13 protein-coding genes are annotated in these 15644 nt (G+C 72.3%); 6 read left to right on the top strand and 7 right to left on the bottom strand.

Going from position 1 to position 15644, the window contains the following annotated elements:
• Nucleotides 1-253: 253 nt before the first annotated feature.
• Genes AOK22_RS43700 through AOK22_RS11305 form a run of 3 tightly spaced genes read left to right on the top strand, consistent with a single transcriptional unit; the run spans nt 254 to nt 7778 of the window.
• Complete coding sequence (locus AOK22_RS43700; protein ID WP_055698465.1) at nt 254-3847, top strand: bifunctional glycosyltransferase/CDP-glycerol:glycerophosphate glycerophosphotransferase; 3594 nt, start codon at nt 254-256, stop codon at nt 3845-3847.
• Nucleotides 3844-6096 carry a CDP-glycerol glycerophosphotransferase family protein gene (locus AOK22_RS11310; RefSeq protein ID WP_055698464.1) on the top strand — a complete coding sequence of 751 codons (2253 nt, stop codon included), beginning with the start codon at nt 3844-3846 and terminating at the stop codon, nt 6094-6096. The genes AOK22_RS43700 and AOK22_RS11310 overlap by 4 nt, the downstream gene beginning before the upstream one ends.
• A complete protein-coding gene (locus AOK22_RS11305; RefSeq protein ID WP_055698463.1) occupies nt 6093-7778 on the top strand; it encodes a glycosyltransferase family 2 protein in 1686 nt (561 codons plus the stop codon). Before AOK22_RS11310 ends, AOK22_RS11305 begins: the two co-directional genes overlap by 4 nt.
• A gap of 45 nt (nt 7779-7823) precedes the next feature.
• Here AOK22_RS11305 and AOK22_RS11300 read toward each other — a convergent pair whose 3' ends face one another.
• From AOK22_RS11300 to AOK22_RS11290, 3 genes are read right to left on the bottom strand one after another with little or no spacing between them, the layout of a single operon-like run.
• Nucleotides 7824-8675: a helix-turn-helix domain-containing protein gene (locus tag AOK22_RS11300; protein WP_055698462.1), complete on the bottom strand. Its 852-nt coding sequence runs from the start codon at nt 8673-8675 to the stop codon at nt 7824-7826.
• A gap of 25 nt (nt 8676-8700) precedes the next feature.
• Entirely contained in the window at nt 8701-9234 is a 534-nt protein-coding gene (locus AOK22_RS11295) for a DUF6879 family protein (RefSeq protein ID WP_055698461.1), read from the bottom strand.
• Nucleotides 9209-9466, bottom strand: coding sequence for a hypothetical protein (locus tag AOK22_RS11290; RefSeq protein WP_055698460.1), 258 nt, complete (start codon nt 9464-9466; stop codon nt 9209-9211). Before AOK22_RS11290 ends, AOK22_RS11295 begins: the two co-directional genes overlap by 26 nt.
• 223 nt (nt 9467-9689) lie before the next feature.
• Here AOK22_RS11290 and AOK22_RS11285 point away from each other — a divergent pair, with 223 nt between their 5' ends.
• Nucleotides 9690-10205 carry a hypothetical protein gene (locus AOK22_RS11285; protein ID WP_055698459.1) on the top strand — a complete coding sequence of 172 codons (516 nt, stop codon included), beginning with the start codon at nt 9690-9692 and terminating at the stop codon, nt 10203-10205.
• A gap of 250 nt (nt 10206-10455) precedes the next feature.
• Entirely contained in the window at nt 10456-10998 is a 543-nt protein-coding gene (locus AOK22_RS11280) for a GntR family transcriptional regulator (protein WP_055698467.1), read from the top strand.
• Here the strand turns inward: AOK22_RS11280 and AOK22_RS11275 are convergent.
• Genes AOK22_RS11275 through manB form a run of 4 tightly spaced genes read right to left on the bottom strand, consistent with a single transcriptional unit; the run spans nt 10985 to nt 14923 of the window.
• Nucleotides 10985-12484 (bottom strand): hypothetical protein, encoded by a 1500-nt coding sequence (locus tag AOK22_RS11275; RefSeq protein WP_055698458.1) that lies wholly within the window; start codon nt 12482-12484, stop codon nt 10985-10987. The genes AOK22_RS11280 and AOK22_RS11275 overlap by 14 nt on opposite strands.
• The gene (locus AOK22_RS11270) at nt 12468-12986 is read right to left on the bottom strand and encodes a GtrA family protein (protein WP_055698457.1); all 519 of its coding nucleotides are present in this window, start codon (nt 12984-12986) and stop codon (nt 12468-12470) included. Before AOK22_RS11270 ends, AOK22_RS11275 begins: the two co-directional genes overlap by 17 nt.
• A complete protein-coding gene (locus AOK22_RS11265; protein ID WP_193433297.1) occupies nt 12983-13801 on the bottom strand; it encodes a polyprenol monophosphomannose synthase in 819 nt (272 codons plus the stop codon). Before AOK22_RS11265 ends, AOK22_RS11270 begins: the two co-directional genes overlap by 4 nt.
• Before the next feature lie 9 nt (nt 13802-13810).
• Nucleotides 13811-14923, bottom strand: a complete 1113-nt coding sequence (gene manB / locus AOK22_RS11260; protein ID WP_055698456.1) for a mannose-1-phosphate guanylyltransferase — start codon at nt 14921-14923, stop codon at nt 13811-13813.
• 216 nt (nt 14924-15139) lie between these two features.
• Here manB and AOK22_RS11255 point away from each other — a divergent pair.
• Nucleotides 15140-15644, top strand: a 505-nt coding sequence (locus tag AOK22_RS11255; protein WP_157872215.1) for a serine/threonine-protein kinase, incomplete at its 3' end; no start/stop codon positions are given.

Genomic DNA, 15644 nt, shown 5'->3' with positions numbered 1-15644 from the left:
GCTGGAGCGCGGCGAGCTGCGGATGGACGGCCCCACGGCGGACGTACTGAAGGAGTACGAGCGGTTCACGGGCGGCGGCAAGGGCTGACCCCCGCCGGGCCGAGCCCGGTCCGGCCCGGCCCGGCCCAGTCCGGTTCAGTCCGGCCCGGCCCGCTCCGCCCGAAGCGTCCCGACCCCGGCGCAGTATCCCTTTTGTCGCATCAATACGCAGATCCTTACACTATGGGAGCGTTTAGCAACAGAAGGAGTACGCGTGCAGCCACGGCTGAGTGTTGTCGTCCCCGTCTACAACGTCGAGCTCTACCTCGACGAATGTCTGGCGTCCCTCGCGGCCCAGACGTTCACGGACTTTGAAGTGATCATGGTCGACGACGGGTCGACGGACGGCAGTGCGGCGATCGCGGAGACCTTCGCGCAGGCCGACCCGCGGTTCCGGCTGATATCGCAGGAGAACAAGGGCCTGGGCGCGGCGCGCAACACCGGCGTCCGCGAGATGTCCCCCGGCAGCGAGTACCTCGCGTTCGTGGACAGCGACGACACCCTGCCCGCCACGGCGTACGCGCTGATGATCGAGACGCTCGACGAGACGGGCTCGGACTTCGCCGCGGGCAACGTGACCCGCTTCCGCTCCGCCGGGTACGTCCAGTCGCCCGTGCACCGCGTGCCCTTCGCGGCGACCCGGCTGCGTACGCACGTCTCGAGGTTCCGCCCGCTGCTGACCGACCGCACCGCGTGGAACAAGGTCTACCGGCGCTCCTTCTGGGAGAAGCACCAGCTCGCCTACCCCGAGGCGATGCTCTACGAGGACGCCCCGGTCAGCGTGCCCGCGCACTACCTCGCCGAGTCCGTCGACGTGCTGAGCGAGCCGATCTACAACTGGCGCGAGCGCGAGATCGGCGAGCGCTCCATCACGCAGAACCGCACCAACCCGCAGGGCCTGATCGACCGCGTGAAGTCGATCCGCATGGTCCGCGAGTTCATGCTCGACCACATCGACGACGACCCGATGTACGCCGAGCACCTGAAGGTGTACGACAACAACGCGCTCGCCGAGGAGATCCCCCTCTTCTGGAAGGTGCTGCCCGGCTCGGACGCCGCCTACCAGGAGGCCTTCCTGGAGCACGTGGGCCGGCTGGTCCGCGAGATCGGCCAGGACGCCGTCCGCGCGCTGCACGTGCCGCACAAGCTGAAGCTGTACCTGACCGTGCACCGGCGCCTGGACGAGCTGATCGGGCAGCTGGAGTTCGAGAAGGAGCACCCCGGCTCGATCCCCGTGACCGGGACGCTGCACCCGAAGGCCGACTACCCCTTCCTCGACCCGACCGCCCCCGTCCCCGACGCGGTCCTGCGCCTCGACCCCGAGCTGCGGCTGCGCAGCCGCCTCGACGAGGCCGCCTGGCACGACGACAAGCTGTGGCTGTCCGGCTGGGCCTTCGCCCGCCAGCTCGGCGCCGAGTCGCGCACCAAGGCGATGAAGTCGCTGATCCTCAAGGAGAAGGGCAGCCGCCGCACGGTGCTCGTGCCCGCGCGCAGCCATCTGGAGCCCGAGGCGACGGTGGCCTCCGGCGCCGAGTTCCGGCACGCCGACTGGGCCGGCTTCAACGCCCTGGTGAACCCCTCGCGCCTGCGCCACCGCGGCAAGTGGGTCGACGGTCTCTGGTACGTCCGGATCGCCGTGGCCGGCACGGGCTCCACGCCGCGGCGCGGCCCGTTGTACGGCGCGGGCACGGGCTCCGGCCAGACGCCGCCCGCGCACTGGGTGACCCAGGACGTCCGGGTGGCCCCGCAGATCCAGGACGGCGAGCTGGCCCTGCGCGTCGAGACGGCGCACGCCCGCGCCCTGGAGGTCCGCGCCGAGGGTCCCGACCTGGTCGTACGCGGTGTGCTGCGCACGGCTCCGGACGGCGAGCCGCGCCTGCGCATGCGCCACCGCGAGTCCGGCACGATCCGCACGGTCCCGCTGGACCTGGACGCGCCGCGGGAGGGCCGCGTCCCCTTCACGGCCCGCGTGCGCACGCCGGAGCTGACGGAGGTCCGCGAGAACCACGAACGCCTGCGCCCGACGCAGGCGGAGCGGTCGATCGCGCGGTGGGACATGTCCGTGGAGGTCGTCGAGACCACCGGCGCCGAGCCCGCGTCGACCCGCCTGGCCCTGATCCTGGACGACCGCGAGGGCTTCTCCGGCGCCCAGTTCGCGCAGGAGGACGCCGACCGCACGGTCTACGCCCGGCGCAGCCCCGGCGGGTACCTCCAGTTCTGCGACCAGCCCGTCCAGCCCCTCGTGGACCACGTCTCCGTACGCCCCGACGGCACCGTCACCCTCACCGGCAGCTACCCCGCGACCGGCAGCCACGACCTGGCGATCGTCCTGCGGCAGACCTGGTCGGGCCACGAGTACACGTTCCCGGCGACGGCGCGGGACGGCCGCTTCGAGGCGAGCTTCGTGCCCGCCCCCACCGACCGCCACGCCACCGGCACCCCGCTGCGCTCCGGCTTCTGGTGGCCCTCCGTGCAGAAGCCCGACGGCTCCCGCACCGCCGTCCAGCTCGCCCCGCCGGTCCACGGCGACCTCCCCCTGGAGGCCGAGGCACACGGCAAGCGCGTCGAGCTGCAGGCCCGCCAGTACGACCAGCTCGCCCTGATGGCCCACTCCGAGCTGCGCCCCGACGAGCGCAGCCGCTACCGCCAGACCCGGCTGCGCACCGAGGCCTACCCGGCCGCCCGCCACGAGCCGCTGCGCGAGGCCGTCCTGTACGACGTCTTCGGCGGCCGCATGTACGGCGACTCGCCGCGCGCCATCCACGAGGAGCTGGTCCGCCGCGCCCTGCCCCTGGAGCACCTGTGGGTCGTCAAGGACGGCCAGTGCGAGGTCCCGGCCACCGCGAAGGCCGTGCGCGTGCACAGCCCCGAGTACTACGAGGCGATGGCCCGCTCCCGCTACATCGTGGGCAACACGCACTTCCCGCGCTGGCTGGAGCGGCGCGAGGGCCAGCAGATCATCCAGACCTGGCACGGCACCCCGCTGAAGCGGATCGGCTTCGACTTCGACAACGACCACTTCGCGAGCACGCAGTACCTCCAGGACCTGGACCGCGAGCGCCACCAGTGGACGATGCTGCTCTCGCCGAACCGGTTCAGCACGCCGATCATGCGCAGCGCCTTCCGGTTCGGCGGCGACGTGGACGGCGAGCTCCTGGAGGCCGGCTACCCGCGCAACGACGTGCTGCTCGCCCCCGACCGCGCCAAGCGCGCGGAGAAGGTGCGCCGGGCGCTCGGCCTGCCCGAGGGCAAGAAGGTCGTCCTGTACGCGCCGACCTGGCGCGAGGACAAGCAGCGTCACCGCGGCGGCTTCCTGCTCGACCTGCGCCTCGACCTGGCGAAGGCGCGCGAGGAGCTGGGCGAGGACCACGTCCTGCTGGTCCGGCCGCACGCGCACATCGTGGAGCCGGTGCCCGGCGCGGGCGACGGCTTCGTGTGGGACGTGGCGAGCTACCCGGACATCATGGACCTGCTCCTGATCGCGGACGTCATGATCACCGACTACTCCTCGGTGATGTTCGACTTCGCCGTGACGGGCCGTCCGATGCTGTTCTTCACGTACGACCTGGAGCACTACCGCGACCGGCTGCGCGGCTTCTACTTCGACTTCGAGAAGCGCGCGCCGGGGCCGCTGCTGCCCACCTCCGACGAGCTGATCGCCGCGCTGAAGGACCTCGACGCGACGACCGCGCCGTACCGGAAGGCGTACGAGGAGTTCCGCGCCGAGTTCTGCGACCTGGACGACGGCCAGGCCTCGCGCCGTGTCGTCGACCGGATGCTCGCCCACCGAGGAACGGCCACCGCATGAGCACACGAGAGGGGGGCACCGCCGTGCCCGAGCCGAGCGTCACCGACGCACCCGAGCTGAGCGTCGTCGTCCACGGGCGCAACGTCCAGGGGCACCTCGGCGCCGGCCTGGACGCGCTCACCGCGCAGGCCGCGCCCGGCGTCGAGGTGATCGTCGCCGCCGTGGGCCCCTCGGCGCAGGCCGCCGCCGCGGACCGGCCCGGTGTCATCGTCGTGCCGCTGCCCGAGGGCACGGGCGACGGCGCGGCCCGCGCGGCGGGTGCCGCGCGGGCGGGCGGCCGGTGGCTGCAGTTCGTGCACAGCAAGGACAGCGTCCCCACCGGCGCGCCGCGCGCCGTCGCCGACCGCGCCGCCGGACTGCCGGACGGCGTGGACGTCCTGGTCGTGGACCACGTCCGCTCGACGTGGCGCCACCAGGGGATGCCGGGCCCCGACGGGAGGTTCCTGGTCCGCCAGGGCGGGCGCGACCTGCCGCTCGCGGACTGCCCGGACCTCCTGAAGGCCACGCCGCTGCTCGGCACCCGGGTGCTGCGGGCGGACTTCTGGCGGGCGCACCGCGACGAACTGGCCGTGGACGACGAGACGTTCGCCGCGTACGCCGCGCTGCTCGTCGCGGACCGCCTCGCGACGCTCGACCATGTGGCGCTGAACGTACGGGAGTTGCGCGCGGAGAGCCTGCCCAAGGGTGCGCCCGAGGAGCGGTACGGCGTCATCGAGCGCTATGAGTCGCTGCTGCGGCTCGCCGCGGACCGGGGCCTGCCGGCGGCGCCCCGCGGGGCGCTCTACGACGTGATGGTCGGCGACTGCCTGCGCGTCGTGGCCCGCGAGAAGCTGCCGGACGCGGTGCGCAAGGAGTTCTTCCACCGCGCGTCCAGGGCGGCGGTCGCCTGGCGGCCGAAGGGGCACCAGCACCCCGGCGGCCTGGAGGGCGTGCGGCGCCGGCTCCTCGAAGAGGACGCGTACACCAAGTACCGCACGTTCCAGACGGCCAACCAGCAGCGGCGCAAGCTGCGTTCGGCGGTCGTCTCGCGCAAGCACAAGGTGGGCGTGAAGGTCCGCGACCTGCGCTACCGCAGGGCCCTCGAGCGGCCCGTCGACCCGAACCTCGCGGTGTTCACCGCGTACTGGGACCGGGGCGTGGCCTGCAACCCGGCGGCCATCGCGGCGAAGCTCGGCGAGCTCGCCCCGCACATCCACCCGGTGTGGATCGTCACGGCGGCGAACGTGCCGCTGCTGCCGCCCGGCACCGACCACGTCGTGCCCGGCACGCGCCGCTACTGGGAGGTGCTGGCCCGCGCCAAGTACCTGGTGAACAACGCCAACTTCCCGAACGCGGTCGTCAAGCGCCCGGACTCGGTCCACCTCCAGACGCACCACGGCACGCCGCTCAAGCGCATGGGCCTGGACCAGCTGGACTACCCGGCCGCGGCGAAGGGCCTGAACTTCCACAGCCTGCTCGCGCGCGTGGACCGCTGGGACTACAGCGTCTCCGCGAACGGCCACTCCACGGAGATGTGGGAGCGCGCCTACCCCTCGCACTACACCTCGCTGGACTACGGCTACCCGCGCAACGACGTCTTCTACGGCGCCACGGCCGCCGACGTCCGCGCCATCCGGGAGCGGCTCGGCATCGCGCCGGGCAAGCGGGCGATCCTGTACGCGCCCACGCACCGCGACTACGAGGCGGCGTGGACCCCGCGCCTGGACCTGGCGACGCTCGCCGACTGGCTCGGCGAGGACACCGTGCTCCTGGTGCGCGGGCACTACTTCTACGGCGGCGCGGCGTCCCCGCTGGCCGGGCTGCGCAAGAGCGGCCGGGTCATCGACGTCTCCTCGTACGACCCGGTCGAGGACCTGTCGCTCGCGGCGGACGCGCTGGTCACGGACTACTCGTCGATCATGTTCGACTACGCCAACCTCGACCGGCCGGTCGTGATCTTCGCCGACGACTGGGAGACGTACGCGAAGACGCGCGGCGTGTACTTCGACCTGATGGAGCACGCGCCGGGCCATGTGGCGCGTACGCAGGAGGAGTTGACGGAGCTGTTCACCTCGGGCGCGTGGCGCGACGAGGAGTCGGCCAAGGCGCGCGACGTGTTCCGGCACCGCTTCTGCGAGTACGACGACGGGCGCGCCGCCGAACGCGTCGTGCGCCGGGTCTTCCTCGGCGAGAGCGAGGAGTCCCTGCCGCCCGTGACGCCGGTCGACGAGCGCACCCCGGCCCCGACGCCCGAGGAGGCGGCCCGATGACCACCACGGCGACCACGCCCGACGTCACCGTCACGGTGATCGTCTACAACGACGCGGAGCGGCTGCCGCGCGCGGTGGCCTCGCTGCGGCGCCAGACGCACGCGAACATCGAGATCATCATCAGTGACGACCACTCGACGGACAACACCCCCGAGGTCGCACGGCAGTTGGCGGCGGAGGACGAGCGCGTCAGCTATCTCCGGCTCCCGCGGAACAGCGGCGGCTGCAGCGCGCCGCGCAACCGCGCGCTGGACATCGCGCGGTCGCCGTTCCTGATGTTCCTGGACAGCGACGACGAACTGCCCGAGCGGGCGGTGGAGTTGCTGCTCGCGGCGCACCGGGAGCGGGAGGTCGACTTCGTGATGGGCGCGGTGGAGCGGGTCCGGGTGGACACGGGCCGCACCTCCACCTGGATGCCGCACCTGGTGGCGGAGCGCCGCACGGTGGAGGGCATCGAGGCCGAGCCGGCGCTGTTCTTCGAGCACCTGTCGACGAGCAAGATGTACCGCAGGGAGTTCCTGGACAGGAACGGCCTCCGCTTCCCGGAGGGCATCCACTACGAGGACCAGCTGTTCTCGGCGCAGGCGTACTGCCTGGCGAGGTCCTTCACGGTCATCCCCGATCCGGTGTACCGCTGGTACATCGCGCCCTATGAGGCGGCCGAGTCGGCGTCGATCTCCAACCAGCGGCACAAGCTGACGAACGTCCGCGACCGCATCCACGTCCAGGGCCTGATCGACGCGTTCCTGGAGTCGAGCGGTCACGCGGCCGTCCGGGAGGCCAAGGACTACAAGTTCCTCAAGCACGACTTCCGGATGTACGCGGGGGATCTGCCGTTCCGCGACGAGGAGTGGCTGACGGGCTTCGCGGACATCGTGAACCCGTACCTGGCGGAGCTCGCCCCGGGTGCGTACGCGCGGCTGCCCCGCGCCGAGCGGGTCGTACTCCAACTGGTCCGCGACAACCGGCTCGCCGAGGCGCAGCTGGCGGCGCGGGGCCTCGGCCACGGGGTGGCGCCGCGCGAGACGTCGGTGGACGCGGAGGGCCGGACGTACTGGGGCGGGCGGGTGCCGGAGTCGGCGTCGGCGCGCGCGGAACTCGACCTGACGGACCAGGGGCTGGACTCCCGCCCGTTCCCGAGCGCGCAGTTCCGCCACGAGATCACGCGGGTGGAACGGGGACCGGGGGCTTGTGTCGTCCTCTCCGTCCGCACGTACGACCCGGGCCTGCGCCTGCCCGTGGGCCCCCAGGTGGCGACCCTCCTCCTGGCCCCCGGCCGCCGCCGCATGAAGACGCCGTTCCGCCTGGACCCGGTGCGTCCCGGCGTCTTCGAGGGCACGGCGCGCCTGGACCTGGCGGCGGCGCCGCTCCCCCTGAACGGCTTCGCGGGCACGCGGCACCCGGTCCTTCAGCTGACGTCGGGCCCCCTGCGCAACACGTCCCTGCTCCTGGCCCCGCTCACCTTCCCGAGCCTCACGGCCCGGGTGGACTACCGCGGCGGCGCGCTCCCGCACGAGGTGACGGTGGAACCGGAAGGCCGGGCCTCGGGCCGCCTCCAGTTCCGCTGGACCCCCACAGGAGTGACGTCGAAGGTCATACGCCCCCTGGCCCGCAAGGCAGGCACCAAGGCGGGCCCACGCCTCCGCAGGGCGGCGCGCCTTGCGGGAGCACTGACGCGCTGACGTTCCCTTGGGGGCGGCCATGCGGCCGCCCCTTGGGCGTCGTCGTCAGCGCAACGCCTCGATGGCCCGCACGATCAGCTCCCGGGCTTCGGCACCGTACACGGCCATGCCGCGCAGTTGCTCGAAGGCCTGCAAGTAGAGCTCGATCTCCGAGGGTTGCGTGATGTTGACCTGCGCGGAGAGCAGTTCGACCGACACGAGGGTGTCGTCGTAGATGTGGAACAACTCCTGCGGCCACACCGCACGCTCGGGAGTGCGGCTGGGGATGATGCCGAGCGACACCGACGGGACCGCCCCGGCGGTGAGCAGGTGGCCGAGCTGCGCCGCCATGTCGGCCTGATCGCCCAACCGGTAGCGAAGGGCTCCCTCTTCGATGAGGAAGAGGAAACGGTGGCCGGGCTCATGGATGATCTTCGACCGCCGGAGCCGGGCCGCCGCTGCCTCCCCGGAGTCGTCCGGGATGTCGAGCAGGCGCGCGTTGCCGCTGAGCAGAGCGCGGCTGTACCCCTCCGTCTGCAGGAGTCCGGGAACGAGGGTCGGCGAGTAGACCCGGAACACACCGGTGGAGCGGTACAACTGCACGTAACTTTCCTGCAGTCGGCGCAGCCCCATGCGCGTCCGGCGACGCCACTCGGTGTACATGGACTCCGCGTCGAGCGAGGCAGCGACGAGGTCCCGCACCCGGTCAGCGGCCCGGCACGCCGTGCACCACAGCCGGATGTCGGTGGGTGAGGGCGGTGTCCTGGCGTTCTCGATGCGGGACGTCTTGGCATGGTGCCAGCCGCACCGCCTGGCCAGCTCGACGACCGTCAGGCCTGCGTCCTTGCGCATCGCACGCAGCTGGCTCGCCACGTTCTCGCGCGCCGCTTGGGCCGATGACGACGGGGATATGGGCATGAGCCGGCCTGTCCGGAGCTTCCTGTCAGTGGATCTCGTACGCGTCGTGAGGGATGCCTCGATCCCACACCATTTCGAAGGCGTCGACGCACTGCTTCACGAGGGCATCGTCGGCGCGCAGCTCCAGGGGCGGATCCGCCCAGTCCCCGTCACCCGTGAAGTGATTGAACAGCACGCTCCGGCCGTCGAAGATCCACAGGTCGCAGCCCGGGAGCAGCAGGTCGGCAGCCCTTCGGCGGGGCAACCACCGCACTTGTTCCCCGGCGAAGACATTGACGTCCGCGCCGGCGTGCTCGTAGCGGATGTAGTCGGTGACCGGCTCGGACACGACACGGGCCCGGCGTACCGTCACACCGCGCTCCACGGCCCGCTGGACCAGGTTCACCCACGGGGCCCAGTACGCGGAGCGCGGATCGGCGTCCCGCCGTCCCGTGTTCTTCCACTCCAGGAAGTCGTCCGCCTCGTCCCCCACTCCGTACTGGTCCCTCATCTCCAGATGGACGGCGGAGTGCTCGGCGCCCTCCAAGAGCTCGTCAAAGCGCAGCTCGTTCTGCGGCATCGCAGGCCTCCCTCAACAGCGGGACGAGGTGGGCGGGGAATCGGATCACGGTTTCATGGGACGGAATGCCCTTGTCGTGCCCGGGCGCAGTGTTCTGCACACACCGCTCGCGTGTCCGGTCGTCCGCGATGTAGCCCTGGAGGACGAGGTCGGAGGTGTCGGTGTCGACCCATACCGTCGGTGATCCGCTCTGGCCCGTCTCCGGGTCGATACCGATGAACAGTAACGCCATGGCTGCCCTCCGATACACGTGCGCTGATGTGCACCAACTTCGCTCCCTCACCGAACCGGGTCAAGGCTTCAACTCCATATATCCGCCTCCAGAGTTGCCGCACGCACATCCCTGCACATTGCTGGTCGTGACGCACATCGCGCTCCTAGCGTCGAACGGCAGAGCAAGAGCCCCGGCGCCCGCGCGTAAGGCCCGGAGTACGGCCGACCGATCGGGAGTCGACGTGGTCAAGATTTCGGGCCGAGCCCTCAGCACGGCAAGCGGTGCGCCCCCGGCGCTCACGGGCGCCGCCTTCGACTGGCCGGCGCGCGCTCAGGAGGATGCGCGCCGGGCACACAGGGAGTGGCAGGAGCACGGCATCACGCTGCTGCCACTCGGCACCCGATTCAACTCCGTGTGCCTCACGGCCCCGCTCGTGCACGCCGCCGCCGGGACCGGCGACCTGGAGACCGTCACCGCGACGCTCGCGCGGGTGCTCGACGGCCCCGTCATCCACGACCGGCCGCAGGACAAGTACCACGCGCTCGTCGAGCGGTACCCGACCGCGCACTGGGGCCACCCGGAGGCGCCGATGCTGGGCCCTGGCCACTACCTGAGCGTGCCGGCCTCCGACCTGCGCGGCCCGACCGGCCTGTACTGGGCCGTACCGCCCCGCCTCCCCGGCGACCTCTGTCCCGTCCGGGCCGTCACCTCCTTGCTCCGCGTCGCCCGCGACGGGCTTCGAGGGAGGCATTCATGAACGTCGCGGAGCGGAAGGCGCAGGAAACGTACCGAGCCCTCCTGGGGCACACAGAGACGTGCGACGCCTGTCGGGCGGGCGAGGAGTGCGACGAGGCAGTCCACATGTCGCGCGCCTGGCGGGCCTGGCGATCCGCCGCCCGCACCGGGGCGCGGACTGCCGCGAACACCTCCTCACCGAGCCGTGGCCCATGCTGATCACCGGCGGAACGCCGCCGCACCCCATCCCCGCGCCTGCGCAGGAGCACACCATGAGCGACCCCACCTGGGTCAGTACCTCCATGCCCTATCTGACGCCCCGAGAGAAGGGGCAGTCCGATGCCTGGGGCGAGGAGGCCGCCGCCCGGGGCGGCAAGGGGACCCAGCGGATCGTCCACGCCGGCGAGGTTCCCGCGCCGGACGACGTCGCGGGGCTCCTCGGTGTCGGCCCCGGAGACACCGTCGTCGTACGCCGTCGCGTCATCGAACTCGACGGTGAACCCTGCGAGTTGACGGACACCTACTACCCGGTGGCCATCGCCCGCGGTACGCCCCTCGCCGGGACGGGGAAGATCCGCGGTGGCGCCGTGACGCTTCTCGCCGCGCTCGGTCACGTCGGTGTCCGCGTCCGTGAGGACGTGACCGCCCGTATGCCCGACGCCGACGAGCGGGACGCCCTGCGCCTGGGGCCGGCCGAGCCGGTGCTCCGGCTCAAGAGAGTGACGCTCGACCGTGAGGACAGGCCCCTCCAGGCCGACTTGATGGTCATGCCCGCCCACCGGCAGCAGCTCCGCTACGAGATCATGATCGGCTGACGACCTCGTACAGCACCTGCCCCCGCGGCCCCCGCCCCGCCTCCCGCAGGGCGGGATCACCGGGGCGCAGGCCGCCGTCGCCGGGGTAGGCCACGATCCACCGCACCCCGTACCGGCGCAGGATCTCCAGGCGTTGCGCGCGAGACGTGTCCGGGGCGAAGTAGGAGTGGACCGCCGCGAGGCGGGTCTCCTGGTCGGGGAGGAAGAAGTCCGGGTAGCCGGGGGCCACCGTGTAGGGGCCGTAGGCCGGGATCTGGCGGGACGGGAACGTCTTCGCCATCACCACGTCGCCGTAACCGACCTGCGGGGTGAGCCAGTTGTAGCCCGGCCACGGGGGCTTGGACCTGGCGGCGACCGGCGCCGGGAGCGCGTCGCGCGGGACCACGTACCCGAGCGTTCCCGCCTGCGTCCACGCGCCGACGAGCAGCGCCGCGCCCAGCACGGCCGCGAAGGCGCGCCGCACCCCCGCGCGGCCCGCCTCGAAGACCTCGACGGCCGCCGCCAGCTGCGCCGGGATCAGGGCCGCCGGCAGCACGCGGCCCCAGGAGTAGTGGCCGGTCAGGCCGCCCGCCGCGAACATCGCGGCACCGAGGAGGAAGAAGAGGACCAGGGGATCGCGGCGGTCCCTGCGCCAGCGGAGCGCCAGCGCCGCGACGCCGATCAGCGCCAGGCCGAAGTGCGGCAGCAGATGGCGGTACAGCGAGCGGTGGATCTCCTCCAGGCCTCCCATGCCGAGCAGGTCGAAGAAGGAGTAGTACGGCCAGGCCGTCAGCGCGGCGAGACCCAGCGCGAGGCCCGCCGCCAGGCGCACCAGCGTCTGCCGCGCCGGCCACGGCCGCGCGCCGAGGACCATCGCCAGCGCCCCGAACGAGGCGACCACACCGGTGAACTGATGGCTCAGGAGGATGACCGACCAGAGGAGGCCGAGGCCCAGGAAGGCCGGCCATCCCGCGGTCTCGCCCGCCCCCCGCAGGGACTTCCGCAGCAGCGCCCAGAAGTGGAAGGAGAGCCCGAGCGCGAAGGTACTCGGGTAGGAGACCGTCAGGGCGAGGGAGTTGAGGCCGAGAAAGCCGCTCCAGTTGAACAGGGCCGGACCCCAGAGCAGCAGCAGGCACAGCAGCGCCAGCGGCGGCGCCGTCCGCCGCTCCGTCAGCGTACGCACGAAGTGCCACACGCCCGTGACCAGCAGCCCGAGCCCGGCCACCGCGGCGACCCGCAGCACCACGAACGTGCCGAGGCCCGTCGCCTTGGCCAGGCAGCCGAGCAGCAGCATCCACGGGGAGTAGTACGGGCTCGGGGTGTCGGCGTCGACCAGGGGGTTGCCCGGGTCGGCCAGGTCGTGGCGCAGGCGCTCGATCGTGGCCGCGTGGACGCCGAGGTCGCCCGCCCAGGGCAGGCGGACGATCACGAGGAGGAGCAGGACGACGACGAGCAGCGCGGCGGCCCGGGCGGCCGGCCGTATGACCCCGTTAGTGGCGACGCGCATCGTGCTGGAAGACCCACGTCCGGTAGACCAGGAAACGGAACGCCGAGGCCAGGACGATCGACAGACCCTTGGCGATGTTGGAGCCGAGCGGCCCGCTCATGCCCGCGCCGTGGTACGCCGCGTAGAACAGGACGCTCTCCATCGCCACGCCGATGCCGCTGAAGACGAAGAAGAGGGCGATCTGGCGCTTCGTGCGCGAGGCGCGGTCGCGGTAGGCGAAGAAGCGGAAGCCGAGGTAGTTGGTGCCCATGGCGACGCAGCTGGCCAGGACCGTGGCCGTCATCGGGCCCGAACCCATGCCGTGCAGAAGGAGGTTGAAGACGACCAGGTTCACGGCGACACCGCTGCCGCCGACCAGGCCGAACTTCACGACCTCCAGGAACAGCCGGCGCAGCCGGGCGAAGGAGAAGCGGGACGGCGCGGGCACGGCGGGCGCGGGGCCGACGGGCACCGGCGCGGCCACCGGCTCCGGCGGCGCCTCGCGCAGCGTGGACGCGCTCATCCCCGCACCCCCGCGCCGCCCCGTCCGCGCGCTCGCGCGTCGAGCCGCAGCTTCCACGGCATGACGACCGACTCCAGCTGCACCATCAGGTTCATCTTCGACTCGCCGACCGTGCGGTCCTCGAAGTGGATCGGCACCTCCATGACGCCGAAGCCACGGCGCAGCGCGCGGTACTTCATCTCGACCTGGAAGCTGTAGCCCGCGCTGTCCACCGACGCGAGGTCGATGGCGCGCAGGGCGTCGGCGCGCCACAGGTTGAAGCCGCCGGTGATGTCGCGGACGCGGGTGCCGAGGATGGTGCCCGCGTACGCGTTGGCCCAGCGGGAGAGCAGCCTGCGGTGGGCGCCCCACGCGTCGGAGAGCGTGCCGCCCTGGACGTACCGGCTGCCGATGACGACGCCCGCGTCCGTGGCGAGGGCGACGCCGAGCAGCTCGGCGGCCTTCTCGACCGGGTGGCTGCCGTCGGCGTCCATCTGCAGGACGTAGTGCGCGCCCTCGGCGACGGCCCGCGCCATGCCCGCCGCGTAGGCGCGGCCGAGGCCGTCCTTCTCGGTGCGGTGCAGGACGCTCATACGGGCGCTGCCGTACCGCTCCGCGAAGCGCTCGGCGATCTGTCCGGTGCCGTCGGGGCTGGAGTCGTCGACGACGAGGAGGCGCAGGCCGGGCAGCGGGAGCGCCATCAGGGCCTCGGCCATGCCGGGCAGGTTGCCCGCTTCGTTGTACGTGGGCATGACGACCGTCAGCGGGGTCGCGGCCCACTCCTCCGGCAGCCGCGCGGCGAGGCCTTCGAGGACGTCGTTCTGGGGGAGGTTCACGGTCACTGCTCACAGCCCTTCGGTGGTACGGGACAGGGTCGGCTCGTCGGGCGAGAAGCGGAGCGCCGCGTCGGGCAGCACCGCCTCGCACCACACCCGCGCCCCGGTCCGCAGTTCGTTGTCGGCCCCCACCTGCGCCCCGTCCCCCACGACCGCGCCGTGCAGGACGGTGCGGCGGCCGATGCGGGCACCCGCGCCGACCAGGCTCTGCCGGATGTCGGTGCCCGCGCCGACGTCGGCGCCGTCGAGCACGACGGAACCGTGCACGACCGCCCCCGCGCCGATGCGGGCACCGGCGCCCACGACGGTCCCTGCGGCGAGGCTGGCGTCCGCCGCGACCTCGGCGCCGGGCAGCACGAGCGCCTCGCCCCGCTCGCCGGGGAGCGCGGGCGATTCGATGACCCCGCGCACGAGATCGGCGGAGGCCTGGACGAGGGCCTCGGGGCGGCCGAGGTCCAGCCAGTAGGTGTCCTCGACCTGTCCGTGCAGATACGCGCCCTCGGCGAGCAGCGCCGGGAAGGTCTCCCGCTCCACGGACACGGCGCGCCCTTCGGGGATCGTGTCGATCACGGACCGCCGGAAGACGTACGCGCCCGCGTTGATCTGGTCCGTGACGATCTCCTCGGGCGTCACCGGCTTCTCGGTGAACGCGAGGACGCGGCCGTCGCCGTCGGTCGGTACGAGACCGAAGGCGCGGGGGTCGTCGACGCGGGCGAGGTGGAGCGTGACGTCGGCGTCACGCCGCGTGTGCGTGGCGACCAGGCCGCGGATGTCGAGGCCGCTGAGGATGTCGCCGTTGAACACGAGCACGGGCTCGTCGCCGCCGCACCGCAGCCGCCGGGCGGCGTTGCGGATGGCGCCGCCGGTGCCGAGGGGCCGGTCCTCGACGACGTACTCCAGTTCCAGGCCGTACGCCGATCCGTCGCCGAAGTGCGGCTCGAAGACCTCGGCGAGATAGCAGGTGGCCATCACGACGTGGTCGACGCCGGCGGCCGCGAGGCGGGCGAGCTGGTGGGCCAGGAACGGGACGCCGGCCGCGGGGACCATCGGCTTCGGCGTGTGGACCGTGACCGGCCGCAGCCGGGTGCCCTGCCCGCCGACCAGCAGAATGGCTTCCGTCATCGCCCTACCCGCGACCTTTCCCTGTGCTTCGGAGCGGAGCTTGCGTCTCCGCTCCCGGCGGAGCTCGTACCTCCGTCAGACAATCTCACCCACCTTAGACCAAATGCCCGAATTGATGGGATATGGCGAATCTCATCACCCATTCCGCGTCCCGGAAGCAACCAATTCCCGCGCGATACGCTCCGCCTCAGCACACCGGAGACAGGGGGGCAACAGATGACGGGTGCGGTACCGAAGCCGTTGCGTGCCGAGGACCCTCGGGAAGTCTCCGGCTACCGGCTGCTCGCCCGGATCGGCGAGGGCGGCATGGGCACGGTGTACCTCTCCCGCAGCCGGGGCGGGCAGCCGGTCGCCCTGAAGCTGATCCGCGCCGAGTACACGCGGGATCCGCACAGCACCGCCGCCTTCCGTGAGCGCTTCGCCCGCGAGGTCGCCGCGGCGCGGCGCGTCTCCGGCTACCACCTCGTGCCCGTCGTCGACCACGACGCGGGGGCCGAGCGGCCCTGGCTCGCCACGCGCTACGTGCCCGGGGTGCCGCTCGACGACGCGCTCAAGGACCACGGGCCGCTGGCGCCGTCCGCGGTGCTGCGGCTCGCCGCGGGCGTCGCGTACGCGCTGGACGCCGTGCACACGGCGGGGGTCGTCCACCGGGACGTGAAGCCCGGGAACGTGCTGCTCGCCTCCGACGGGCCCTGGCTGCTCGACTTCGGGATCGCGCGGG

Origin of the sequence: Streptomyces silaceus, from assembly GCF_001419745.1 — a bacterium.
Classification (GTDB): Bacteria; Actinomycetota; Actinomycetes; order Streptomycetales; family Streptomycetaceae; genus Streptomyces; species Streptomyces silaceus.
Note: the sequence above shows the minus strand (reverse complement) of the source record. Positions and strands in the feature narration are given on the sequence as shown.